This is a genomic window from Nocardiopsis alkaliphila YIM 80379, assembly GCF_000341005.1.
GTDB lineage: Bacteria > Actinomycetota > Actinomycetes > Streptosporangiales > Streptosporangiaceae > Nocardiopsis > Nocardiopsis alkaliphila.
Genome location: NZ_ANBD01000168.1, coordinates 12,466 through 34,530, shown reverse-complemented (window position 1 = coordinate 34,530; position 22,065 = coordinate 12,466). Strand labels below are relative to the sequence as shown.

Genomic DNA, 22,065 nt, shown 5'->3' with positions numbered 1-22,065 from the left:
CCGGTCGGAGACGAACCCCGGTCGGGGTCAAAAACGGAAGTAGCCACGCCGGTCGGCGTCGTCGATGAGCGCGGTGGCGTACGCCCCGAGTGCCTCGGAGCCCTCCGCGATCAGCTTCACGTTCGCCATCACCTCGGTCCTGGACACACCGAAACGTACCCAGTCGCCGCCTTCGTTGTGCCAGTTGGCGAGCATGGGGGAGAGGCGGTCGACGGCACGTGCGAAGCGTGCCTCCGAGCTTCGTCCGGACTCGAACTCCTCCCACAGCCCACGGGCGCGCTCGGCCTGGTCCTCGGGTAGCAGGGGGAAGATCCGGTCGGCGGCGGCGCGTTCCCGCTCGGCCTGGGCCTGGGAGCTGCTCGGGTCGAAGGCGAAGGTGTCACCGGCGTCGATCTCGACGATGTCGTGGACGACGAGCATCTCGACGACGCGGTCGATGTCGGTGCCTTCGGGCGCGTATTCGGCGAAGGTACGGGCGGACAGGGCCAGGTGCCAGGAGTGTTCGGCGGAGTTCTCCCGACGAGAGCCGTCCACCAGCAGGTTCTTCCGTAGGACACGCTTGAGCTTGTCCACTTCCAGGATGAAGCGCAACTGCGCGTTCAGCCGTTCGTTGTCGACCCCGCTGGCAAAGACCGGTGCCGGTTCCGTCACGTGGTTCGCCCTCCTGAAGGATGAACGGAAGTCAGATGGGACCGCTGGGCGGTCGCCACTGGATGATCCCATGGAACGCGCGCCCCCTGTCGCGTCGGCGACGGTGAAGCGGCTCAGGAGAGAGGAACCGAAGTGTCGCGGGTGAACGTCGGGGATCGTGCTCGGCCGGTGTAGGGCCGGGTGTGGGAGCTCGGGGTCAACCGGTCGAATCCGCTCCGACCTGTGGGAAGGCGGGGAGTCTTTGGTGGAACCACTCGGTCAGGGCGCGGTCGGTGAGCACACCCGCCGGGGTGAGCGGACCCGGTTCGAGGCCGGGCTCCGGACCGATCGAGTGTGCCAGGTCCGGCACCACGATGTGACGGAGCGCATGTTCGTGGCTCTGGCCGGCCCCGTGGACGGGGCTCTCACCGCCGTGCTCCCCATCGCGCTCGTCGAACCGTGCCAGGAGGTCGTCGTGGAAGGCGCGCCCGTGCTCGGGTGGGGACACCTCGTCCTGCCCGCCGTTGATGATGAGCAGTGGGGTGGCGGCGTCGCGGAGCTCCGTGGTCCGCGCGGTCAGGTCCAGCCATTCGCGGGTGCCTTGGGCCTGGGTGTCCCACCGGTAGGGGGTGCCGGTGCGACGTTCACGGGCGGCCATCAGCGGTGTGGGGTCGATGATGGGGTTGATCGCCGCGGCGGCTCCGACCGAAAGGCGTTTCTCGGCCAGGGCGAGGAGTACGGCGGTGCCTCCGGCACCCACGCCCACCAACCCGGTCGGAGTGTCGGAGATGGGCAGTAGGGAGCGCAGTGCGGTGTCGACCTTGCGTAGTTCCGCGGCGGCCTCCTCGACCACGGGGCCGAAGAGTTCGACGAGGTAGTCGCGTTCGCCGCGCCGGTTGACCTCCGCGACGCCTCCGCTGGGCAGCCGGGAGCCGAACAAGGGCAGTCCCAGGTAGACCCGCCAGGCGGGGAGCGCCACCATGGGGATCGCTCCGGCCAGCGCGGCCTCACTTCGGGGTGGTTCGAAGGCGTGCAGACCGAGGATGAGCGGGGCCGGTTCCCGGGGCTCCGCGGCCGGAGGTAGGGCGAGGAAGGGCACCCCCGCTGCGGTTCCGGTGTGAGGCGTGGTGATGGTCTGAGTGTCGACTACCACGGATGTTCACCTCTGTCGCGTTCGGAGAAATGGGACAGGTAGCTGCTGACGAGGCGTTTGGCCTCGTACACCAGGGCCGGATCGCCGTCGGGATCGTCGCGGAAGGCGAGCTTGAGGACGGCGTCCGCGGCCTCCACGGACACGTGGATGGCACGGTCGAGTTCGTCCTCGTCGGGAATTCCGGTGACGGACACGAGGATCTTGCGTAGACGGACCGAGAGGACCCGGTTGTTGTCGCTGCCACCGCTGAGGAGGCGGGTGTCGACGATGTCGCCGAAGTGGAGACTGCGAAAGCCCGGCACGTTGCGGTGCATGTCGATGTATTCGTCGATGATGGTGTCGACGGCGATGGTCCAGTGGGTGAAGGACGCATCGGCCAGTCGCTCGGTGACCCGGGCGCTGAACTGATCCAGGAACCGTAGTCCCAGGGCCTGGGTGATCGCCTTCTTGTCCGGGAAGAACTGGTAGATGGAGCCGATGGCGACGCCGGCCCGTTCGGCGATCCGGGTGGTGGACAGGTTGTCGTAGCCGACCTCGTCGAGGAGTTCGGCACAGCAGTCGAGCATACGTTGAACTCGGGCCATGCTGCGTTGCTGGGCCGGAAGCCTGCGCAGGGGAGCCTGAGCGAACGCGAGTTCATCGTAGGCGACCCTGCTGGGCCCGCTGCTCTCACGCAGGGTGACGGTTCTGTCGGTCGGATCGGTGGGACGCCGCGCGTAGGGGGGTGTCGGGCTTGGTGAATTCGTCATCACGTTCCCTATGATGCCTTTTCGGAATCACCTGGTTCCGGGGAAATTCCACTTTCATTCAGTTCGGGGAGCGCTCACCCGTCCGATTCCGCCGCACTCCCTGTCCGGCCAGGTGGTATGGGATTCGGCGGGGGAAGAAACCGACGATTTGTCTGAGACGGCCTTGTCGTTGCTCTCCGTGTTTGAATTGTTGCATTGTGGGTGGGGGTGTCGGTTTCTCCTGGGTGGTGGCATACTCGCGGGTGCTCACTGCAACCGTTTGCAGTACGTCCATGGCATCGTGGGGACGTGCCCTCCACGGCGCATCCACCCCTCAGGAGGTTCTGGTATGACCACCGACATCCCCGAGACGACGGCGGAGGAGCTCGACACCGTCATGGAACGCGCGGCCGCCGCTGCGCCGCTCTTCGCCGCCCTCACCGCCGCCGAGCGCGCCCGCATGTTGCGAGTGGTCGCCGATGCTCTGGACGGGGCCGCTGAAGAGTTGGTTCCCATCGCGATGGCCGAGGCACACTACCCCGAGGTGCGCTGCCGAGGAGAACTGGGCCGAACCACCTTCCAGTTGCGCTTGTTCGCTCAGGTGTTGGAGGACGGCGAGTACCTGGAAGCCATGATCGACCCGGTCGACCCGGGATGGGGCACCCCCCGCCCCGACGTTCGGCGACTGCTCGTTCCCTTGGGCCCCGTGGTGGTGTTCGGGGCGAGCAACTTCCCCTTCGCCTTCTCCACCGCGGGCGGCGATAGTGCCTCCGCTCTCGCGGCGGGGTGCCCCGTCGTGGTCAAGGCCCACCCGGGCCACCCGGAACTGGCCCGACGCACCGCCGACGTGGTCGCCGGCGCCCTGGCCGAAGCCGGAGCCCCCGAAGGGGTGTTCGCGCTGGTCCACGGGTTCGAATCCGGGAAGAGGGCGGTGACCCATCCACACACGCGGGCGGTCGGCTTCACCGGGTCCATCCCCGGTGGTCGGGCCCTGTACGACCTGGCGGTCTCCCGCCCGGACCCCATCCCGTTCTACGGGGAACTGGGCAGTGTCAACCCGGTCTTCGTGACCCGCGCGGCCATGACCGCCCGTGGCGCCGAGATCCTGGAGGGCTACGCCGATTCGGCCACGATGGGTTCGGGTCAGTTCTGCACCAAGCCCGGGGTGGTGTTCGTCCCCGAGGGTGCCGAGTTGGACGCCCTGGTCACCGACTTCGAGGAACGGGCCGCCACGCCCCTGCTCAACGACCGGGTGGCCGAGGGTTTCTCCCAAGGTCTGGACGACCTGTCCGGTCATCTCGCCACGGAGGTACTGGTGCGGGGCCGCCGGACCGATGAGGGATGGTCACCGACCTTGTTGCGCACGGACCTGGACTCGTTGTTGGAGGGCTCCGAGGCGCTGCTGACCGAATGCTTCGGTCCCGCCACCCTCGTGGTCACCTACCCGGACGAACGCCGCCTCCTGGAGGTGGGGGGCGTCCTGCACGGACAGTTGACCGTGACCGTTCACGGTGAGGACGAGGACCCGATCGCTCCGGCCCTGTTGGCCTTGGGCGCCTCGGTGGCCGGACGGGTGGTCTGGAACGGTTGGCCGACCGGTGTGGCGGTCACCCACGCCATGACCCACGGTGGCCCTTACCCGGCCACGACCGCGCCGCTGCACACCTCGGTGGGCACCACCGCGATCCGCCGCTTCCTGCGTCCGGTCACCTACCAGTCGGTGCCGGACGTCCTGCTGCCCGCCGAACTACGCGAGGGCAACCCGCTCGGTGTACCTCGAAGGGTCGATGGCGGATCGCCGGTGATCTGACCCGGTCGACCCCAGGGTGGCCCGGGTCGTTTCCCGGGTCACCGGTTCGGGCGGCGCCGTACTCATCGTGGAAGGAGACGGAAGCGGCGGGACCGAACGGGTGGTTCCGCGCCTGGATTCGGGCAGTGGTGCTCCGAAGATCGCCCGGTCGGATCCTCTGGACGGTGACGGTGGACCGCGTGCTCACGGCCTGAGAGTCCATGTCCCGTAGGTTACGGGGCAGGTCCCTCATCCACCACGCTCTCAGGTTGTCGCCATGACTCAGGATCCTCCCGCTTTCGTCAGGTCGCTCGTCGCGGACCTGCCGAAGGTGGAACTGCACGTCCACCTCGAAGGTTCGATGCCCGCGGAGACCCTCTTCGAACTGGCGAAACGGCATCGGGTCACCGGGCTGCCGGACACCCTGGAAGGGCTCCGGAAGTGGTACGCGTTCACCGACTTCCCACACTTCGTCGAGGTCTATCTCGCTTCGGTGCGAACCCTGCGCGAGGAAGCCGACTTCGCCCTGTTGACCTCGGTCGTCGCGAGTCGACTGGCCGCGCAGAACGTGCGCTACGCGGAGGTCCACGTGAGCCTGTACACCCATCTGATGCGTGGGGTCCCGGCGAAGGTGGTCTTCGACGGGATCGACAGAGCCAGGATCGAGGCCGAACGCGAGCACGGCGTCCAACTAAGGTGGATCCCCGACTTTCCCGCCGACTTCGGTGTGGAGGCCGCCGAAGAGACCGTGAACGCGGTACTGAGGTACGGACCGCCGAGTGTGGTCGGTTTCGGGGTGGGCGGTGTGGAATCGCCCCTGGAACCGTATACGGAAGTGTTCGGTCGGGCTCGCGCCGCCGGTCTGGCGGCTCTGCCGCACGCCGGTGAGCATGGTGGCCCCGAGCGGGTCCGTGAGGCACTGGACGCGCTGGGAGCCGAACGGATCGGGCACGGTATCGACGTCATGGAGGATCCCGCCTTGGTGGCCCGCCTCGTCGACGAACAGGTGCCCGTGGACGTCAGCCCCACCTCCAACCTGCGTACCCGTGCGGTGGCCAGGATCGAGGACCATCCGCTCCCCGCCATGCTCGACGCGGGCTTGCTGGTCACGCTCAACAGTGACGATCCCACGATGTTCGGCAGTGATCTGAGCGGCGAATACGAAATCGCCCATGCCCTGCTCGGGGCCCGAGGACTGGTGCGGTTGGCCCGTAACGGGGTGGAGGCCTCCTACCTCGGCGCGGCCCGCCGGCGGGCCCTGGCGGCGGAGATCGACGCGGTGGCCGAACGCTATGGGCTCCCGGTGCCCTGAACCGGGCACTCGGGCGCTGGGCCGGTGGTCGGGTCCGGGCGTTCGGTGGCCGGACCCGACCCGTGTTCTACGCGGGGGAGTCGGTGAGCGGTAGGCCGCACTCGGTGCGCATGTCCACCCAGGTCTGGTGGGCCCGTTCGGCTTCCAGGCCCTCGTAGGGCACCGGGACCCCGTCCTGGATCCGTGCGGGTGCCCAGTCGGCCTCCAGCACGCTGCCCTGGTCGAAGGTGAGGGTGAGCACCCCGGTCTCCGCGGTCGGGCCATCGAAGTTGTAGAACACGAAGTTGCTCAGACCGTAGTGGACGTAGGCCTCGCCCTGGAAACCGCCGGGGGAGAGTACGTGCGCGTGCCCACCCACCACGGTGGTGGCGCCGGCGGCGATGAGTTCGTCGGCCAACGCGGGCGCGTGGGGGAGCGGACAGTGTGCGCCTTCCAGTCCCCAGTGCAGGAAGACGACGACGTTGTCGTGCTCGGCCGCGGCGTCGGTGACCGCGGCCAGCATCCGATCCTTCATCTCGAACTTGGTGGAGGCCAGGCCGGGCTTTCCCTCGCCGGCGGTCCACGCGGGGATCAGGTGGTCGTCCATGACGTCGGTGGCGCCGAACAGGGCGACGGTCTGACCATTGACCTCGGCCACGTGTGGGGCGTAGGCCTCGTCGATGTCGCGGCCGGCGCCCACGAGGGTCACGGGCGAGGCGTCTCCGTTGTCCAGGGTGTCGAGGAGCCCGTCCTCACCGAAGTCCATGCCGTGGTTGTTGGCGACGGTGGCCACGTCCACCCCGGCGGCGTCCAAGGCCTCCAGCGCGCTCGGCGGCGCACGGAAGACGTAGTCCTTCCCGGGCACGGGAGTTCCGCCCTCGGTGACGGCGGTCTCCAGGTTGACCATGGCCAGGTCGGCCGCGGAGAGCCGTTCGGAGATCGGGTCGAGGGCGGTGGCCGGGTCTGCGAGACGGGGGCGGAGCATCCCCTCGAACATCACGTCGCCGCCGAAGGCGATGGTGAAGGGGTCGGAGGCTGCTTCGGAGGAGGACTGGGCTTGGACGGTCCCCTCTTCTTCCCCGAGGGACACGGCCCCTTCATCGAGGTGTGGCGGTTCTTCGGCCGAGGAACAGGCGGCCGTGAGGGTCAACGCCAGGGCCACGGCGCCGGTCGTGATGACTTGACGGCCGTACGGGCGCGAAGGCTCGGGGTTCATGCGTGCTCCAGTGGACGGAGGTTCAAGGGGGCATGTCCGCTGGGTAGGACGCGTATCCGCCGGCCCCGGTTGACCGCCGGGGTCGGATGGGCTCCTTTGCGGGGTGCCGGCGAACCAGTTTTCATGGCCAAAGCCTGAGATGCGCAAAATGTCCGGCTTTCTTTTAGGGGTGTCGGGTCGAAGGCCAGGAGTGATCTTCGTGGGACGGATTACGCGTTCATGTTCCGTGAGGGCGATGACTCGCGATGTCGAGGAACGGAATTTCGTGATGATAACGTCATGTTCGGGCAATCCTCCTCTTTCGTCCTTAAGTCACTTTCCTGGCAATAGGGGCGCAGGTTATGAGGCGCTCGGTGAGGCAGAAAAAACTAATCTACGAAGTTGCTTAGTTGTTTCTTCTGGGGGGCGGTCGAAGATTTTTCTTCCCCACTCCAGCGCCTTGGGTAGTTAAATGATAACTCAAAGTAGTTAGGCTTAAGCTTTTGATCAGCCTTAATTGCAGTGAGTTATCGTCTGTGTGGTCTGAGTAATGGACATGGCTGCGAGTGGTTTCGGAAATCTCCTGCGCGATCCCTGGGTCTGCTCTAACGTTTCGGTCCGGTGGTGATCGTCCTCGGGGAGGAATCCGAAAGAGGGCGATCGGCATCCCTGTACCCACTGGTGGGCCGCCCCGCCGTCCCGTCGAATCCGTGATGGACGGGCCCACCGCCGTGTGTCCATTCCGGGTGGCCTCGTAAACGGCGCCGGATCCAGGGCACACGGAACCCGCGCCCTGTTCGGCGCGTCCCCTGACAGTCTTGTGAAAGGTTCAGCCGCACCATGCGCAACACGTCCCGTTATTCCTTCGCCACCGTCCTCACCGCGGGCCTGGTGATGGCGCCGTTCAGCGCGGCCTTCGCCGACGCCACCACCGACGGTTCCGGCGGCGTGGGCAGCGGCAATCAGGTCGTCGTTCCCGTCGATGTCGAGGCCGACCTGTGCGGTAACTCGCTCGCCATCCTCGGTATCTCCAAGGCCGAGTGCACCAAGGTGTCCGAGGTTCTCTACGAGAGCAGCGGTCAGAGCGCCACCACCGATGGTTCGGGTGGTGTGGCCAGCGGCAACCAGATCATCGTTCCCGTCGACGCGGCCCTGGACGTGTGCGGCGACTCCGTGGCCGTCGCGGGAATCTCCGAGGCCGAGTGCACCTCCGTCGTCGAGGTCCTCGAGGAGGAGGGCACCCCGCAGACCACTACCACCACCGATGGTTCGGGTGGTGTGGCCAGCGGCAACCAGATCGTCCTGCCGGTCGACGCCGCCATCGACATCTGCGGCAACTCCGTCGCCATCCTCGGCGGTGCCAGCGCCAAGTGCACCACCATCATCAACATCATCCACGCCTCCGACGCCAATGAGGCCTCTCCCACCACCGATGGTTCGGGTGGTGTGGCCAGCGGCAACCAGGTCGTCGTTCCCGTGGACGCCGCGGTCGAGATCTGCGGCAACGCCGTCTCGGTCCTCGGCCTCGCCGAGTCTTCCTGCGTCGAGAAGATCTCCGATGACAAGGGCGACGACAAGGAAGAGGACAAGGACAAGGACGAAGACAAGGACGACGGCGACAAGGGCAAGGACAAGGACGAAGACAAGGACGAGGACAAGGACGACGGCGACAAGGGCAAGGACGAGCACGAGGACGGTAAGGAGAAGGAGGACGACTCCTCCGGTACCTCCGATGACAAGCCCGCTCCCGTGGAGCAGGCCGGTGGCTCCGAACTCGCCGTCACCGGTGGCGCCCTGAGCGGTCTCGTCGCCGCCGCGCTGGCCGCCGTCGGAGCCGGTGGCGCGGGCCTGTACTTCGCCCGTAAGCGCAAGGCCGCCGCCATCGGCGAGGAGTAGGCCACACCTTCGGCATGATCTCGCGGATACGACCGCGTTCCGGCCGCACGCGCACCACTCCCGAGACGGGGGCGGTGCGCTGCGGCCGTAGGCGTCTCATAACCTCGAAGACGTGCTCAAAGTCCTGTTCTCCAGACGCATGCTGGCCTTCCACACGCTGGTCGTGCTGCTCGTGCCCGCCTTCATCTGGTTGGGCTTTTGGCAGCTCGACCGGGCCGAGCAACGGGCCGTGGCGGTCAACCTCCAGCGGGACAACGTCGCCGCCGAGCCGGTGCCGGTGGAGGAGCTCACCTCCGTGGGTGGTGAGGTCTCTCCGGAGGATCGTTGGCGCACCGTCGAGGCCACCGGAACCTGGGACAGCGAGAACCAGGTACTACTGCGCAACCGCGACGGCTCCCAAGGGGTCGGCTTCCACGTCCTCACCCCGTTGATCACCGAGGACGGTACCGGCCTGTTGGTCAACCGAGGCTGGATCGATCGAGGGGAAACCGCCCTGGACACTCCCGAGATCCCACCGGTGCCGGCGGGGGAGATCGAGGTGGCCGGACGTTTGCACTTCGGTGAGACCGAGGAGAACACCGGCCTGCGTGAACGGGATGGCATGCCCGAAGGGCAGATCATGTTCGTCGACGTCGACAGGATCGCCGGGGAACTGCCCTACCCGATCTACGGCGGTTACGTGGAACTGATCTCCCAGGACCCGGTGCCCGACGTCGCGCCCGAGCGTGTCTCGTTGCGTGAGGAGGACAGCGGTATGAGCGCCTCCTACGCGGTGCAGTGGTGGGTGTTCACCGTCGTGGTGGTGGTCGGATGGATCGTTCTCATCCGCCGTGAACTGCGGGAGAGCCATCAGGAGGAGGGCGAGGCCGGTCCCGGTGCCTGGAGCGGCGAGACTGGGGAGGAGCCGGATCGGGGTTCGACCGAACCCCGAGAGAAGGTTCTGCGGCCTCAAGACTAGGAGCGGTGTGTACGACGGTGTGAACGAAGGGCCGGACTACCCGGCGCCCGGTGGGGTGGAACGGCGCGCCGTGTCGGCGGATGAGAGTGCCAGGGCCGGACGGTACTGGTGGGATGGGGCCGCCGACGCCTACCAGGCCGAGCATGGTGACTTCCTGCGCGACGTCGGATTCATCTGGTCGCCGGAGGGGATCGACGAGGCGCAGGCGCGGTTGCTCGGCGACCTCACCGGAGCCCGGGTCCTAGAGGTCGGCTGTGGGGCGGGACAGTGTTCTCGTTGGCTGCGCTCCCAAGGGGTGGAAGAGGTGGTCGCCTTCGACCTGTCGTGGCGTCAGCTGCAACACTCACGGCGGATCGATGAGCAGAACGACCTGCGGGTGCCCACCGTCCAGGCCGACGCCCAGCGTCTGCCGTTCGCCACCGGTGTCTTCGACGTGGTCTTCTCCGCCTTCGGGGCGTTCCCGTTCGTGCCCGCCGCTCAGATGGCACTCGCCGAGTCCGCTCGGGTGCTGCGCCCTGGCGGGAGGTTCGTGTTCTCGGTGACGCATCCGATCCGGTGGTGCTTCCCCGATGACCCCACCGAACATGGGCTCACCGTGCGCCAGTCCTACTTCGACCGCCGCGCCTACGTGGAGGAGGACGGGCAGGGTCGCGCGATCTACGCCGAGCACCATCACACGGTGGGTGACTGGTTGCGGGGACTCGTCGCGGCGGGCCTGGCGGTCCAGGACATGATCGAACCCGAATGGCCCGAGGACAACGATCAGGTGTGGGGCGGATGGGGGCCGGTTCGCGGTCGCGTCATTCCGGGGACCGCCATCTTCAGCACGGTCAAACCGTAGAGGGCTCCGGAAGGGGAACCTCGCAAGGCCCTGTTCGGGGCATTCGATCACGAGACGTTGCTGCTCGGAGGAGGTATTCGTCGGGTGGATGTTCGGAGTGGGGCCTGGGAGGGGCCGGGTGGCACGCGGATTCGGAACGCGGTTCCCGGGGACCACTCGCGGATCGTCGAGGTCTGTGATGACTGGTGGGGCAAACCGGTCACGCACATTCTGCCCCGGCTGTTCCTGGATCACTTCCACACCAGCAGCCTGATCGCGGAGAGTGGCGGGGGACTGTCCGGTTTCCTGGTGGGCTTCCCCTCGCTCTCCCTGTCCGATGAGGCCTACGTACATTTCGCCGGAGTGTCTCCGGCGCATCGCCGCTCGGGGTTGGCACGCGAGCTGTACCGTCTATTCATCGACGTGGCCCGTGCCGACGGACGCACAGTGGTGCGAGCGATCACCTCACCGGCCAACGAAGGTTCGATCGCCTTCCACCGTTCCATGGGATTCACCGTGACCGGGCCACACGAGGACTATGACAGTCCCGGAACGGCTCGGATGTGCTTCGAGTTGCGGTTGTGAATCGGCAACGGTCCCCGGAACGTTGGTGAAGGTACGTGGAGGGCGGCCTCGTTCAGGACTGTTTCAGGTCCGCTGCGTAGGTTCCCTTGCCGGGAACACGGGTGACGATCCCTTGCTCGGCCAACAGGGCGTACGCGGAGCGCGCTGTGCGACGCGACACGTTGAATTCCTCGCACACGTCGGACTCGGAAGGCATCACGCGGTTGGCCGCGTACGTACCGTCCTGCACCCGGTCGCTCAACGCTCGCGCGATCTGTCGGTACATCGGTTCGGGTCCCTCTAGATCCACCACGTGTCGAACCCACCCGGCTGGTGTTTATGTGGGCCATAACGGCCAGGTACGTGCCGGCACGTGATAGGTGGGCCAAGTTCGTCTACGCTGAAGGGGTCCTCACACAGAGGAACCCCGGCGACGTGCTGGAACACGTCCCAGGGCCATGGCCGCCGCTAATGGGAGCGGCAACATGTCTTACCTTGTCGCTCTGTTCGCCTGCCTTATGAGGCTGATCGGGCCCTCACGGGCCGTCCACGCCGACCCCCATGGGCGCTTGGCGGGAGTTCTCGCGGAGCTGCGTCGCAACCGTGCTCGCCGAGTCCGCAGATACGCGGCCTCGCCCCCGTCCGCGTTCTCCGAGCCGGTGATCCCAGCCCCGCGCCGGCCCGCCGACGTGCTTCCTCGCGCCGTGTCATCGGGCACGCCCCCGCTGCCGGACCCGCGTCACCCCCTTCCGCCGGTGCGGCTGGTTCGTGGGTACTACGCCCACTACACGCGAGTGCGGGCGGTCGCCGCGGGGGTGGCGGCATGACCAACATCGAACCCATGGGCTGCGGATCACCGCACTGCGTCCTGGAGCCGGGGGGATGAGGGTGCGCACACCGAGCCCACGAAACCGTTCGTGGTGAACGCCTGTGCCGCACGGCTCCACCGACTGCTGACCACTTCGGGTCTCGTCTTTGACGCGGCATGCGCCCTCGGCGGTGCCGACAACGTCTTCACGACGCTGGACTCCCTGTGGCGAGCAGGTGCTCCGCTGCCGTCCCGGTGGGTCCTGAGCGACCACGATGGCGACACGGAGGAGATCACGTGGGTGTACGACGCCCTCTCCGAAGCACTTCGTGAGACCGGGGAGACCCGTCCGGTGTTCATCGCGCTCCGTGAGGCCCGCCGTCATTGGAGGACGCTGGAAGGTCTGCTTCGCAACGGATCCGTGCTGCCGGCTGCCGGAACCGTGGCGGCGCACCTAGTGTTGTTTGGATCATTCCGGGCTCGCGGCCACCACGCCGCCTCTGGCGGCGCCGATGTCGCTCAAACGGCCGAACCCGGGCCGACCTTCGCTCATCGTCTGGCCAGAGATCGCGTAGACGGCCGCTCGCATCGGTCGGCGCAAGCGCCGAGCCGACCGAAAGCATCCAAAACAGTCCCTAGTCTCACCGTTCATCCCGCACCCTCGACCGCCGGGGCGCGGGGTTCTCGATGCCCGCCCTGGGGCGGGCGGAGGACGCGTGCGTATCCCCATGCCGAGCCACCGGGAGGGCGCGAGCTAAGAGCGTGGTTCGATCCGCCGATCCCCGTGACGGCGTTGCGCCTCGCTGGCCTGGGCGAGGCGGCGCAGGGTGGCCAGGAGGCGCTCGCCCAGGACGGTGCCCACCACGACGATTTTGAGGATCTCGTCCAGGTCGTCGGTGTCCGAAACGAGGTCGTGGTCCCTGCGGGCGGCCTGCTCGGCGGCCTCGGCGTAACCGTCGAGCCAGTCCCGGTCCAGTTCGAAGCCCGAGCGGTGGAACGCGGTGATGACCCTTGCCAGCTCCTCTCTCAGGGGTGAGCCCGCGTGAACGTACCAGCCGTGTCGCCGGGTCAGGGCGTCGGCTTCGGCGAGATCGGCCTCTTCCACGTCCGGCCGATGACCGCCCTGCGCGTCGATGCGCTTCAACGTCGAGCCCATCAGGTCTTGGAGTTCGGGGCGGCGCTCACCGTCGATCATCGCGAGTAGTTCACGGGTGGCGGCCACGGACATGCCTCCGACATCGGTGAGCGCGCCGATCAGGCGGAGCCGGTGCAGATGGCTCTCGTCGTAGCGAGCCTGGTTGGGGCTGGTGCGTTCGCCTCGATGAAGGAGTCCTTCACGCAGGTAGTACTTGATGCTCGCCACGGAGACCCCTGAGCGCTCGCTCAGTTCCGAGATGCGCATGTTCTCCCTTCGGAGGCGGTCGCCCCTTGCGGCGACACCTCTTTTTATGGATAGTGTTGGTTTCCATAGTGGATAGAGTAACTATCCGAATGAAGGGTTCTCATGGTATCTCTTCGAGTCACCTATGCCTGGCATCGCCCCCTCATGGCGATGGCCTTCGTATGCATGGCCCTCCTGTTGGTCAGTGGGGTCGGCCTCCTCCTCGACGGGAGAACGATCAACGGGGAGTCCATTTGGCTCAAGCCCGCCAAGTTCGCGCTCTCCATCGCCGTCTACAACACGAGCTTGGCCTGGTTATTGCACCTGACCCATCGTTGGCGACGCACCGCTTGGTGGCTGGGGACCCTTATCGCCGTGGTCGGAGTGGCCGAGATGGGGGCGATCATCATCCAGGCGGCGCGCGGTCGGATGAGCCACTTCAACGCGGCGACCCCGTTGGACTCCATGTTGTACGGAGTCATGGGGGTCATGATCACCACGCTGTGGGTGGCGACCTTGGGCATCGCGGTCCTCCTGATGCGCCAGCGTGTTCGGGAGCGCTCCACCACCTGGGCGATTCGGATCGGTGTGGGGATCGCCCTTTTGGGGATGGGCGTCGGACCATTGATGACTCAGCCCACCCCGGAACAGGCGAACGCGTTGGCCGGGGGAGGATCCGACGTCATCGGTGCCCACACGGTCGGACTCCCCGACGGTGGTCCGGGTCTGCCCGTTGTCGGTTGGAGCACCGTCGCCGGTGACCTACGCGTGGGTCACTTCGTGGGGATGCACGGTCTTCAGGTGATGGTGCTGCTCGCCTTGTTGCTGGTCGCGCTCTCCAGCCGCTCTCCGAGGTTCGCGGATGACGATGTTCGATGTCGTCTGGTGGCCGTGGCCGGGGCGCTCTACCTGGGTCTGACAGGACTGACCGTCTGGCAGGCCCTGCGCGGCCAACCCGTGGTCGCTCCGGACGCGCTCACGCTCGCCGCCGCCGGTGGGCTCGTGGTCCTCGCCGTGCTAGGGGCGGTGTGGGCCGTGCGCGTATCATCCGTGCCAACCGACCGGGAGGAACAAGCGTGCGGCTCAAGCTCGATCTCCACGACATCTTCAACAAGGGGCGCAGCATCGATCAGGCCCTGAACGACATCATGGACGAGGCCGAGAGCAAGAAGGCCAAGACCGTGGAGATCATTCCCGGTAAGGGTTCGGGGCAGTTGAAGAAGCGTGTGCTGCGCTTCTTGGACCGCAAGGACGTCAAGGCCCGGTACCACCGGGTGGAGAAGGATTCGAAGAACTTCGGGAGGCTATGGGTTCATTTTCGTCACTAACCAGTGACCTTATGTCACTTTCCGTAGTGGTACCTGCAGGCGGCTATGCGGATCTCGTCCTCTGCCGGCTTGTACACGAGTCGGTGTTCATCGGTGATGCGGCGGGACCAGTAGCCTTGGAAGCCGTACCGCAATGGTTCCGGCTTCCCCATGCCCTCGTTGCCGTTGCGGGCTATGTCCTTGATCAGAGCGTTGATGCGCTTGAGGATCTTCCGGTCCTGGTTCTGCCACCAGACATAGTCCTCCCAGGCGCTCTCCGCCCACACCAGCTTCACTCGTTCGGCTCCCGCTCGATTCCGTGGCCGGACTCCAATTCTTCGATCGCGGTCACCAGGCGTCGCGCGTTCTCTGGGCTGCGCAACAGGTAAGCGGTCTCTCGGAGGGTCTCGTACTCGGACAGTGCGACCATGACCACCGACTCTCTTCCTGATCTGGTGATGACGACCTCTTCGCGGTCCTCGACCACGGAGGCGAGGGTAGCGGCGTAGTTGGCGCGGGACTCTGAGTAGGTAATGGTCTTCATGCCTCAACCCTTCATGGCAACCGAACTTGGATTCATTGTACAAGAAATTGTACGTTTGCGCTTGGAGCGTTGAGGCCGCCGGCCAGGCAAGTGCATCGACCCAAGTGCCTTGGGAGGCTATGGGTTCATTTTCGTCACTGATGCGGAGAGGGAGGAGAATCCTGGCGCTCGACACTCGGGGGACATGGCGTAGTACTCGTATCGCGATCGTGGCATGGCGAAGGTGAGAATCAGTATCAGCCTTGAGCCGGACGAAGCCGAGCGTGTCAGGTCACACGCGGACCGTGCGGGGAGGGACGTGTCGTCCTATTTCGTCAACGCCGCGATCCGCCAGATGGGCGACGCTGGGTCGGCCGAGGCGGAGTTCGCGGGTATCGACGCGCTGATCGCCGAGGCCGAAGGGCGAGCCGAGCACCACGGGCCTGTCGACGAGGCTGGTGATGACCCTTTGAGCGCGGATGAGCGCCGTGAGGTCGATGAGGCGATGAACCTGGTCTACGGTGCCGGGGAAACCCGGCCCCGAGGCCGGGGCGAGGTGGCGTGAACGCTCGCGTACCCGTTTACGACTCAGGGATGCTCATCGCTTTGGTGGCTCGCAAGTCCAAAGCGGTACAGGTGCGCCGTGGGCTCGCACGGTCCCCGCACCGTCCCGTGATCCCGGCCCCGTCCTGGCTCAGGCATGGCGTCCGGACCCTGCGACCGTGCACGCCATGAGCGCGGTTTTGAAGGAGTGCACGGTCCTCCGGGCCCGGTCGTCTCCAGGCGCCTTGCGGTTCACGAGCGCGGGACAACCGGGTCGTATCGCATGTGCGGTCGCTCCGGACATCACCGATTGGTGGCGTATCGGTGCGGTCCTGGGAGTGGCGGGCCCTTCCCGCGAAGAAGCGTCCGGACGCGGTGGAGGCCCTTGTCGCCTGGACGGACGTGAAGCACCGAAGCGCCGTGGTGTTCACCAGTGACCCTGCTGACATCGCCGCGTACGTGGACGCGATCGGTGCCGATGACGTCCATCTGGTCACGGTATGAGTCCCCCGTCGCCCTGCCCGAACGTGGACGCGGTGGCGGAGAGGGTCACCACCAGGGGTAGTCGGCCTCCAACGCGGCCCTACGGGACTCGGAGGCGTCCTCGGGTCGGATGTGGCCATCTCTTTGAGCCTGATTCACGGTCCGCAACACCTGAGCCACGTAGCCGCTTCGGCGCGGGTACAGGTCCTGGAGTGTCTCCTCCTCGAAGGGAACGTAGGTGCCCATGAGGAAGCAGAACGGGTCCCCGGTGTTGTTCCCGTGGTTGAGCGCTGTGGCGACCTCGTGCTCGACCAGCCGGATGCCACCGAGTCGGTTGCCGTGCTCGTCGCGGCTCGCGGTCGTGGCGTCCTCCCACTCCAGGCGTGGCGCCACGGGCGGTGCGACGTCTTCCTCGACCCAGGTGATGAGGTGGTCGTAGGCCGCGTTCAGGACGTGATGGAACGGGACCCGGGTGAGTGGTGGGCGGTCACAGGTCTGCGGTGTGGTCCCCGGGTTCTCCCGGGCGATGAGCGGGGCGAAGGTGAGGTACTCGGTACGGCCGACGTGCGCGGTCCCGGCCACCTCCCAGCGACGGAAGTACGCCGTGTCCGTTTCCTCGCTCTCGGCCCTCGAGCGGACGTCGGTCTCGGCCATGAGGCGCATGACCGGTGTGCGGCCCTCGACCAGAGCGGTGGGGGCTCCGTGGATCATGAAGGCGTCGATGATCTCGTGGTGCGGGTGGATCCTGTTGTGGTAGTCGGACAGGTACCTGGCCGACTGGGAGTGTCCGGTGGCGATGATCGTCGACACGTCGAACCCGGGCAGCGGGTCGACGCCCACGGGTGAGCGCAAGGTGCGCGCGGTCTGGGAGTAGATGTCGAACGCGGGCGCGTCGGCGAGCTCGGGCCCGCCCACGTGCAGGTCCGCGTACCGTTCCGTGTCCCATGGGCGTAGTGCGTCGACCCCGACCCGTTGAGCGGACAATCCCACCCATACGTGTCCTTCGTCCATGAAGTAGTCGTTGGACAGGAACCAGTCGATCTCGATGTCCTGGCCGAAGCTCACGTTGTTCCATTCCAGGAACGTGGTTCCGCTGAAGTCACGAGGTGAGACGGGGCGCCGGACCACCATGCGAGTGACGTAGGGCGCTTCGCCGACCACCTCGCCGCCCTCGGGGGAGTGGAGCGCGGCGGTGCCCTCCAAGAGGTACTCCTGCTCGACGTAACCGTGCGCGGCCAAGTCGACCTCGATGGGGTCCCCCTCCTCGATGGGTGAGACCTCTGGTCCGTCAGCGGACATGAAGGGATAGGAGTCGGCGGTGACGGGGATCGGCCCGGACACGGTGGCGGTGGGGCCGCTCACCTCCTCGGCCTGTGCCGGCGGGGTGCCGACCAGCCCGAGAAGGAGGATCACCGGGACCAAGGCCGTACGGCCGGGGGACGGACAGGGCATGCGCATGGTCACCTCTGGGTGGCTCTAGGTCACGGGCATGCTAGGCCGGGGCGCACGGTGCGACAAGGGGTCCTGGCGCCCACACCGCCTGCGCGGCACGGGACCGGTGGAAGCACGGATGGGGCGGACGCCGTCACCGATGTGCGAGGAACTCCGCCAGCTCCTGGGAGGTGGGGGCGGTGGCCGGGCCCGGGCGGGTGACGGCGATGGCGGCGGCCGCGTTGGCGCGTCGGGCCGCCGACACCGGAGACGACCCCGAGGCCAGGGCGGCGGTGAACACCCCCACGTGTGCGTCGCCCGCGCCGTTGGTGTCCACGGCGTCGACCTCGAACCCCGGCACGTGCACGGGGGCGCTACCGGGTTCCGTGACCAGGCACCCCTCGGCTCCGATGCGTAGCACCACCACGCCGTCGACGCGTTCGGACAGAGCCGTGGCCGCCTCCGTGCGATCCGAGACGCCCGTGAGCGTGGTCGCCTCGACGGCGCTGAGGCTGAGCACGTCCACCCGGGGCAGGACCCGCTCCAGGGTCACCTGAGGGATCCTCCCCACCACCGGCGCGGGGTCCAGGACCAGGCGGACGTCGGGGGTGAGCCCACCGATCCAGGTCACCAGGTCGTTGGCGCGCTCACCCGGCAACAGTGAATAGCCCACCGTGTAGACGAAGTCACCCGCCCCCGGGCGTAGGTCCTTCAGGTCGGACAGGGGCAGGTCCATTTCGGCGCCCAGGTGGGTGACGAAGGTACGTTCGGCGCTCGGGTCCACCATGGCCACACAGAAGCCGGTGTCGTCCGGGCGAGGCGGGTGCACCACCTTCACACCCTCCTCGCGTAGGGCCGAACGCACCAGATCACCGTGGGGCCCCGTCCCGTGCGCACCCGCGTACTCCACGGCCAACCCGGCGCGCGCGGCGGCGACGATCACGTTGAACCCGCCTCCGGGCAGGGACCGCGCGGAACTCGCGAAGGAACCACCGCCGGGCGCCGGCACACCGTCGACCTCCATCACGAGGTCGATGATCACCGGCCCCACGTGGAGGAGGCGTACGGGCACCAGGCTTCCCTTCGTCGGTTCGCGCCTTGATCCTCTCGTATGCGGTTGTCGATTTTTTGCCGGGGCGGTCACCTCTTCGGGCGGTGGCCTGACCCAGACTCGAAAGGAGGTGTGCTGGGAGGAAGAACCATGATGACCACCGACTACGTCGAGGGTTCGCCTCGATGGATCGAACTGGGTTCCGACACGCCCGGGTCCTCGGCCGACTTCTACAAACGGGTGTTCAGGTGGGAGACCGACTACGCCGGTTCCAGACTCGGCGACTACCTGCTCATCCGCTCGGAAGGGGCGGACGTGGGTGGTATCGGCCCCCGTATCGTCGATGACGAACCGCCCTCTTGGACCATGTACTTCCACGTCGAGGACATCGAGGAGTCCTCCCGGCGCGTTCAGGGACTGGGCGGAACGTTGCAGGTGGAGCCCACGGAACTCTTCGAGCTGGGAACACTGGCCCACGCGACCGATCCGCAGGGCGGCTGGTTCGGGCTCTGGCAACCCGGGACCTACGGGAGCATGGAGGCGACCGACCGACCCGACACACTCTGCGGGGCGGAGCTCTGGACGTCTTCGGCGTCGGGGGCCAAAGACTTCTACCGGGGGTTGTTCGGTTGGCAGTGTGACGACATCGCCCTCCCTGGTGGAGAAGGGACCTACACGACCCTGCGTCCGGCGGGCATGGGCGAGGACCGGTACTTCGGTGGCCTCATGGAGATGACGCCGCAGTGGCTACCGCAGACCGAGGGCACGGCCCAGTGGCGCCCGGTCTTCCAGGTGGCGGATTGCGACGCCACCGCGGCGGCGGTCCGAGATGCCGGGGGGCGGGTGTACATGGGCCCGGAGGACGCCCCGGGGGTGGGTCGGTTGGCGGTCTGCTCGGACCAGTCCACGGCCGGTTTCGTGGTCCTGGAACTACCGAAGGGGCGAGCCTGATCCGGACCGGACGACCGGATCCCACACCGGCCGACCCACGAAGCGTCGTTGGCCCGAAGCACACTCGTGTGGAGCCAGGATTAGGAGGCGACATGATCACCACCGACTACGTTCCCGGATCACCCTGTTGGGCGGAGGTGCCCAGTCCCGATGTCGACGCATCGGCCGAGTTCTACGCCCGATTGTTCGGTTGGGAGGTCGAAACTCCCTCTCCGGAGGCCGGCGGGTATCGGAACTTCCGGTTGGACGGCGCGCTGGTGGGCGCGCTCAGCCCGATGATGGCCCAGGGACAGCCGATCGCCTGGTCCCTCTACTTCACGACGCCCGACGTGGACGCGACCGTGGGCGCGGCCCTGGACCTGGGCGCCACCGTCCACGTCGACCCGATGGAGGTGATGGATCTGGGGCGCATGGCCTACCTATCGGACCCGCAGGGTGGCACGGTGCCACTCTGGCAGCCCCGAGGCTTCACCGGGGCGGAGGTGGTCGACGCGCCGGGTTCGCTCATGTGGGTCGAGCTGTGGACGCCTTCGGCCGAGGGCGCCAAGGATTTCTACGGCGCCCTGTTCGGCTGGGAGTTCAACGACCTCTCCCTCGGCGCCGACCAGGTCTACTCGACGATCCGCCCGGCCGAGCAGGGCGAGGATCGGTACTTCGGTGGGGTCATGGGTGTGCCCGCCGAGAACCTGGAACAGAGCGGCGGCGCCGCCGACTGGCATCCGGTGTTCCACGTCGCCGACTGTGACGCGGCGGTCGCCGAGGTCCGTGCGGCCGGCGGTCAGGTGTACATGGGGCCTCAGGACACCCCCGGGGTGGGGCGGCTGGCGGCCTGCGCCGACCCGTTCTCCGCCGGGTTCATCCTGCTCACCCCATCTCCCGAATGAGCCCGACTGGGCCGGTTCGTCACCGGCCCACCGCGCTGGTCACTGACGGGAGACGGCCAAGGCGCCACCGCGCAGTACGAACTTCTGGATCTTGCCGGTGGCGGTCTTGGGCAGTCGGTCCACGAACTCCACCTGGGTGGGTGCCTTGAAGTGGGCGAGGTGCTCTCGGGCGAAGGCGATGATCTGCGCCTCGGTCACCGACGTGTCCTGGCGCAGGACCACGAAGGCGCGCGGTGTCTCACCCCAGCGTTCGTGTGGCACCCCCACGATCGCCGCCTCCAGAACCGCCGGATGCCGCAGCAGCACACCCTCCACTTCCACGGAGGAGATGTTCTCTCCTCCCGAAATGATCACGTCCTTGATCCGGTCCTGGATCTCCACGTAGCCGTCCGGGTGGGTGACGGCGGCGTCGCCGGTACGGAACCAGCCGTCACCCATGGCGTTCTCGGTGGCCTCGGGATCGTTGTAGTAGCCCTTCATCACGACGTTGCCGCGTACGGCGATCTGGCCCACGGTCGTGCCGTCCCAGGGCACCTCGTGACCCTTCTCGTCGACCACGCGCAGTTCGCCCGAGGTGATGAGCTCCACCCCTTGGCGGGCCTTGAGCACGCCACGCTCACGCACGGACAGCCCTCGGTGCTCGGGGCGCGGTTCGCACACCGTGATGAAAGGCGCCGTCTCGGTCAACCCGTACACGTGGGTGACGGTCCAGCCGAAGTCGTCCTCCAACCGTTCGATGGTCTCCGCCGCGGGTGAGGCCCCCGCCGTGACCACGTGCACCCCGGGCGGGACCTCGCCTCGGACCTCCTCCGGGGCGTTGGAGAGCATGATCAGCACGGTGGGGGCCGCACACAGCCAGCTCACCCGCTCCGCACGGATCAGTTCGAACACACGCTTCGGGTCCATGGCGGGCAGGCACACGTGGGTGCCTCCAGCGGCGGTCACCGTCCAGGTATAGGTCCAACCGTTGGCGTGGAACATCGGCAACGTCCACAGATACCTCTGCCCGAGTTCGATGCGCAGGTGCAGCAGGGTGCCCACCGAGTTCATGTAGGCGTTGCGGTGGGTGATCATCACACCCTTGGGGTCGGCCGTGGTCCCCGATGTGTAGTTGATGGTGAGCAGGTCGGTTTCGGAGATGTCCGGGTACGTGAACTCCGGCGAGGCGGAGGCGACCAGCGTCTCGTAGTCCTCCCATCCTTGGCGGGCGCCCTCCAACGCCACGAACCTCTCCACCCCGGGCATTCGGTCGCGCACCGTGTCCACCACGTCGAGTTGGTCGGAGTGGACGCACAGCACCTTGGCTCCGGAATGGTCGACGATGTAGACGAAGTCCTCGGCGGTCAGCCGGTAGTTGATCGGAACGAGCACCGCGCCCAGTTGGGGGACCGCGTAGAACGACTCGAGTTGGGCGTGGGTGTTGGGCGCGATGTAGGCGACCCGGTCGCCCTTGGCCACCCCCATGTGTCGAAGGGCGGACGACCAGCGGTCACAGCGGTCGAAGAACTGTTCGTAGGTCAGGCGGAGGTCTCGATCGACCACCGCCTCACGTTGTGGGTACAGCCTGCGGGAGCGGCGGGCGAATTCCAGGGGGGTCAGGGCGAGTTCCATGGTGACCTCTCCTTCGGCGACGTCGTGGCGCTCGTGGTGCTTATGTGACTTGTGGTGCTGCCTTCGTG

Annotated in this window: 23 protein-coding genes and 1 pseudogene; 13 read left to right on the top strand and 11 right to left on the bottom strand. The window is 67.1% G+C overall.

The window, feature by feature from the left end:
* Nucleotides 1-27: 27 nt before the first annotated feature.
* From D472_RS0122770 to D472_RS0122760, 3 genes are all read right to left on the bottom strand, one after another.
* Nucleotides 28-651, bottom strand: coding sequence for an HD domain-containing protein (locus tag D472_RS0122770; RefSeq protein ID WP_017606752.1), 624 nt, complete (start codon nucleotides 649-651; stop codon nucleotides 28-30).
* Nucleotides 652-847: 196 nt separating this feature from the next.
* Nucleotides 848-1,783: an alpha/beta hydrolase family protein gene (locus D472_RS0122765; protein WP_017606751.1), complete on the bottom strand. Its 936-nt coding sequence runs from the start codon at nucleotides 1,781-1,783 to the stop codon at nucleotides 848-850.
* Nucleotides 1,777-2,367 (bottom strand): TetR/AcrR family transcriptional regulator, encoded by a 591-nt coding sequence (locus tag D472_RS0122760; RefSeq protein WP_026117984.1) that lies wholly within the window; start codon nucleotides 2,365-2,367, stop codon nucleotides 1,777-1,779. Before D472_RS0122760 ends, D472_RS0122765 begins: the two co-directional genes overlap by 7 nt.
* A 493-nt stretch (nucleotides 2,368-2,860) precedes the next feature.
* On the opposite strand from D472_RS0122760, the gene D472_RS0122755 reads away from it, so the two are divergent.
* Nucleotides 2,861-4,321, top strand: a complete 1,461-nt coding sequence (locus D472_RS0122755) for an aldehyde dehydrogenase family protein (protein ID WP_017606749.1) — start codon at nucleotides 2,861-2,863, stop codon at nucleotides 4,319-4,321.
* 256 nt (nucleotides 4,322-4,577) lie between these two features.
* Nucleotides 4,578-5,612 carry an adenosine deaminase gene (add, locus tag D472_RS0122745; RefSeq protein WP_017606747.1) on the top strand — a complete coding sequence of 345 codons (1,035 nt, stop codon included), beginning with the start codon at nucleotides 4,578-4,580 and terminating at the stop codon, nucleotides 5,610-5,612.
* Nucleotides 5,613-5,679: 67 nt separating this feature from the next.
* Here the strand turns inward: add and D472_RS0122740 are convergent, their stop codons facing one another.
* Nucleotides 5,680-6,807 carry a CapA family protein gene (locus tag D472_RS0122740; protein WP_017606746.1) on the bottom strand — a complete coding sequence of 376 codons (1,128 nt, stop codon included), beginning with the start codon at nucleotides 6,805-6,807 and terminating at the stop codon, nucleotides 5,680-5,682.
* Between the two features lie 819 nt (nucleotides 6,808-7,626).
* Here D472_RS0122740 and D472_RS0122735 point away from each other — a divergent pair.
* The 4 genes from D472_RS0122735 to D472_RS0122720 all read left to right on the top strand — a co-directional run bounded on the left by D472_RS0122735 (nucleotide 7,627) and on the right by D472_RS0122720 (nucleotide 11,045).
* Nucleotides 7,627-8,682 carry a chaplin gene (locus tag D472_RS0122735; RefSeq protein ID WP_020380405.1) on the top strand — a complete coding sequence of 352 codons (1,056 nt, stop codon included), beginning with the start codon at nucleotides 7,627-7,629 and terminating at the stop codon, nucleotides 8,680-8,682.
* A gap of 112 nt (nucleotides 8,683-8,794) precedes the next feature.
* Complete coding sequence (locus tag D472_RS0122730) at nucleotides 8,795-9,640, top strand: SURF1 family cytochrome oxidase biogenesis protein (protein WP_051046053.1); 846 nt, start codon at nucleotides 8,795-8,797, stop codon at nucleotides 9,638-9,640.
* A gap of 7 nt (nucleotides 9,641-9,647) precedes the next feature.
* On the top strand, nucleotides 9,648-10,481 hold the full coding sequence (locus D472_RS0122725) for a class I SAM-dependent methyltransferase (RefSeq protein ID WP_017606744.1): 834 nt from the start codon (nucleotides 9,648-9,650) through the stop codon (nucleotides 10,479-10,481).
* Between the two features lie 84 nt (nucleotides 10,482-10,565).
* Complete coding sequence (locus D472_RS0122720; RefSeq protein ID WP_017606743.1) at nucleotides 10,566-11,045, top strand: GNAT family N-acetyltransferase; 480 nt, start codon at nucleotides 10,566-10,568, stop codon at nucleotides 11,043-11,045.
* Between the two features lie 52 nt (nucleotides 11,046-11,097).
* Here the strand turns inward: D472_RS0122720 and D472_RS0122715 are convergent, their stop codons facing one another.
* Nucleotides 11,098-11,310 carry a winged helix-turn-helix domain-containing protein gene (locus D472_RS0122715; RefSeq protein WP_051046052.1) on the bottom strand — a complete coding sequence of 71 codons (213 nt, stop codon included), beginning with the start codon at nucleotides 11,308-11,310 and terminating at the stop codon, nucleotides 11,098-11,100.
* Nucleotides 11,311-11,509: 199 nt separating this feature from the next.
* On the opposite strand from D472_RS0122715, the gene D472_RS28775 reads away from it, so the two are divergent.
* Nucleotides 11,510-11,851: a hypothetical protein gene (locus tag D472_RS28775; RefSeq protein ID WP_152448044.1), complete on the top strand. Its 342-nt coding sequence runs from the start codon at nucleotides 11,510-11,512 to the stop codon at nucleotides 11,849-11,851.
* 735 nt (nucleotides 11,852-12,586) lie between these two features.
* Here the strand turns inward: D472_RS28775 and D472_RS0122710 are convergent.
* The gene (locus D472_RS0122710) at nucleotides 12,587-13,234 is read right to left on the bottom strand and encodes a MerR family transcriptional regulator (protein WP_017606741.1); all 648 of its coding nucleotides are present in this window, start codon (nucleotides 13,232-13,234) and stop codon (nucleotides 12,587-12,589) included.
* A 102-nt stretch (nucleotides 13,235-13,336) separates the two neighbouring features.
* Here D472_RS0122710 and D472_RS0122705 point away from each other — a divergent pair, with 102 nt between their 5' ends.
* Both D472_RS0122705 and D472_RS0122700 read left to right on the top strand, forming a co-directional pair.
* A complete protein-coding gene (locus D472_RS0122705; protein ID WP_017606740.1) occupies nucleotides 13,337-14,353 on the top strand; it encodes a hypothetical protein in 1,017 nt (338 codons plus the stop codon).
* Nucleotides 14,290-14,541 (top strand): Smr/MutS family protein, encoded by a 252-nt coding sequence (locus tag D472_RS0122700; protein WP_017606739.1) that lies wholly within the window; start codon nucleotides 14,290-14,292, stop codon nucleotides 14,539-14,541. Before D472_RS0122705 ends, D472_RS0122700 begins: the two co-directional genes overlap by 64 nt.
* A 14-nt stretch (nucleotides 14,542-14,555) precedes the next feature.
* Here the strand turns inward: D472_RS0122700 and D472_RS0122695 are convergent, their stop codons facing one another.
* Nucleotides 14,556-14,816, bottom strand: coding sequence for a Txe/YoeB family addiction module toxin (locus D472_RS0122695; RefSeq protein WP_017606738.1), 261 nt, complete (start codon nucleotides 14,814-14,816; stop codon nucleotides 14,556-14,558).
* Complete coding sequence (locus D472_RS0122690) at nucleotides 14,813-15,064, bottom strand: type II toxin-antitoxin system prevent-host-death family antitoxin (RefSeq protein WP_017606737.1); 252 nt, start codon at nucleotides 15,062-15,064, stop codon at nucleotides 14,813-14,815. The genes D472_RS0122695 and D472_RS0122690 overlap by 4 nt, the downstream gene beginning before the upstream one ends.
* 298 nt (nucleotides 15,065-15,362) lie before the next feature.
* On the opposite strand from D472_RS0122690, the gene D472_RS0122685 reads away from it, so the two are divergent.
* Both D472_RS0122685 and D472_RS26960 read left to right on the top strand, forming a co-directional pair.
* Nucleotides 15,363-15,608, top strand: a complete 246-nt coding sequence (locus D472_RS0122685) for a hypothetical protein (RefSeq protein ID WP_239643029.1) — start codon at nucleotides 15,363-15,365, stop codon at nucleotides 15,606-15,608.
* A pseudogene (locus tag D472_RS26960) lies at nucleotides 15,605-16,090 on the top strand (hypothetical protein). Before D472_RS0122685 ends, D472_RS26960 begins: the two are co-directional and overlap by 4 nt.
* A 45-nt stretch (nucleotides 16,091-16,135) precedes the next feature.
* On the opposite strand, the gene D472_RS0122675 reads toward D472_RS26960, so the two are convergent.
* Nucleotides 16,136-17,521, bottom strand: a complete 1,386-nt coding sequence (locus D472_RS0122675) for an alpha/beta hydrolase domain-containing protein (protein ID WP_017606734.1) — start codon at nucleotides 17,519-17,521, stop codon at nucleotides 16,136-16,138.
* Between the two features lie 133 nt (nucleotides 17,522-17,654).
* Nucleotides 17,655-18,572: a PfkB family carbohydrate kinase gene (locus D472_RS0122670; RefSeq protein WP_017606733.1), complete on the bottom strand. Its 918-nt coding sequence runs from the start codon at nucleotides 18,570-18,572 to the stop codon at nucleotides 17,655-17,657.
* 129 nt (nucleotides 18,573-18,701) lie between these two features.
* Here D472_RS0122670 and D472_RS0122665 point away from each other — a divergent pair, with 129 nt between their 5' ends.
* Nucleotides 18,702-19,502 (top strand): VOC family protein, encoded by an 801-nt coding sequence (locus tag D472_RS0122665; protein ID WP_017606732.1) that lies wholly within the window; start codon nucleotides 18,702-18,704, stop codon nucleotides 19,500-19,502.
* Nucleotides 19,503-19,594: 92 nt separating this feature from the next.
* Entirely contained in the window at nucleotides 19,595-20,386 is a 792-nt protein-coding gene (locus tag D472_RS0122660; RefSeq protein ID WP_017606731.1) for a VOC family protein, read from the top strand.
* A 39-nt stretch (nucleotides 20,387-20,425) separates the two neighbouring features.
* On the opposite strand, the gene D472_RS0122655 is transcribed toward D472_RS0122660, so the two are convergent.
* Nucleotides 20,426-21,997 carry a long-chain-fatty-acid--CoA ligase gene (locus D472_RS0122655; protein WP_017606730.1) on the bottom strand — a complete coding sequence of 524 codons (1,572 nt, stop codon included), beginning with the start codon at nucleotides 21,995-21,997 and terminating at the stop codon, nucleotides 20,426-20,428.
* Between the last annotated feature and the right edge of the window lie 68 nt (nucleotides 21,998-22,065).

Bases quoted from the DNA above. Each gene is read 5' to 3' on its own strand.
- D472_RS28775 (WP_152448044.1), top strand. From the start codon at position 11,510: ATGTCTTACCTTGTCGCTCTGTTCGCCTGCCTTATGAGGCTGATCGGG.
- D472_RS0122760 (WP_026117984.1), bottom strand. From the start codon at position 2,367: ATGGCCCGAGTTCAACGTATGCTCGACTGCTGTGCCGAACTCCTCGAC.
- D472_RS0122665 (WP_017606732.1), top strand. From the start codon at position 18,702: ATGATGACCACCGACTACGTCGAGGGTTCGCCTCGATGGATCGAACTG.
- D472_RS0122755 (WP_017606749.1), top strand. From the start codon at position 2,861: ATGACCACCGACATCCCCGAGACGACGGCGGAGGAGCTCGACACCGTC.
- D472_RS0122675 (WP_017606734.1), bottom strand. From the start codon at position 17,521: ATGCCCTGTCCGTCCCCCGGCCGTACGGCCTTGGTCCCGGTGATCCTC.
- D472_RS0122705 (WP_017606740.1), top strand. From the start codon at position 13,337: ATGGTATCTCTTCGAGTCACCTATGCCTGGCATCGCCCCCTCATGGCG.
- D472_RS0122710 (WP_017606741.1), bottom strand. From the start codon at position 13,234: ATGCGCATCTCGGAACTGAGCGAGCGCTCAGGGGTCTCCGTGGCGAGC.
- D472_RS0122735 (WP_020380405.1), top strand. From the start codon at position 7,627: ATGCGCAACACGTCCCGTTATTCCTTCGCCACCGTCCTCACCGCGGGC.
- D472_RS0122715 (WP_051046052.1), bottom strand. From the start codon at position 11,310: ATGTACCGACAGATCGCGCGAGCGTTGAGCGACCGGGTGCAGGACGGT.
- D472_RS0122655 (WP_017606730.1), bottom strand. From the start codon at position 21,997: ATGGAACTCGCCCTGACCCCCCTGGAATTCGCCCGCCGCTCCCGCAGG.
- D472_RS0122740 (WP_017606746.1), bottom strand. From the start codon at position 6,807: ATGAACCCCGAGCCTTCGCGCCCGTACGGCCGTCAAGTCATCACGACC.
- D472_RS0122690 (WP_017606737.1), bottom strand. From the start codon at position 15,064: ATGAAGACCATTACCTACTCAGAGTCCCGCGCCAACTACGCCGCTACC.
- add (WP_017606747.1), top strand. From the start codon at position 4,578: ATGACTCAGGATCCTCCCGCTTTCGTCAGGTCGCTCGTCGCGGACCTG.
- D472_RS0122660 (WP_017606731.1), top strand. From the start codon at position 19,595: ATGATCACCACCGACTACGTTCCCGGATCACCCTGTTGGGCGGAGGTG.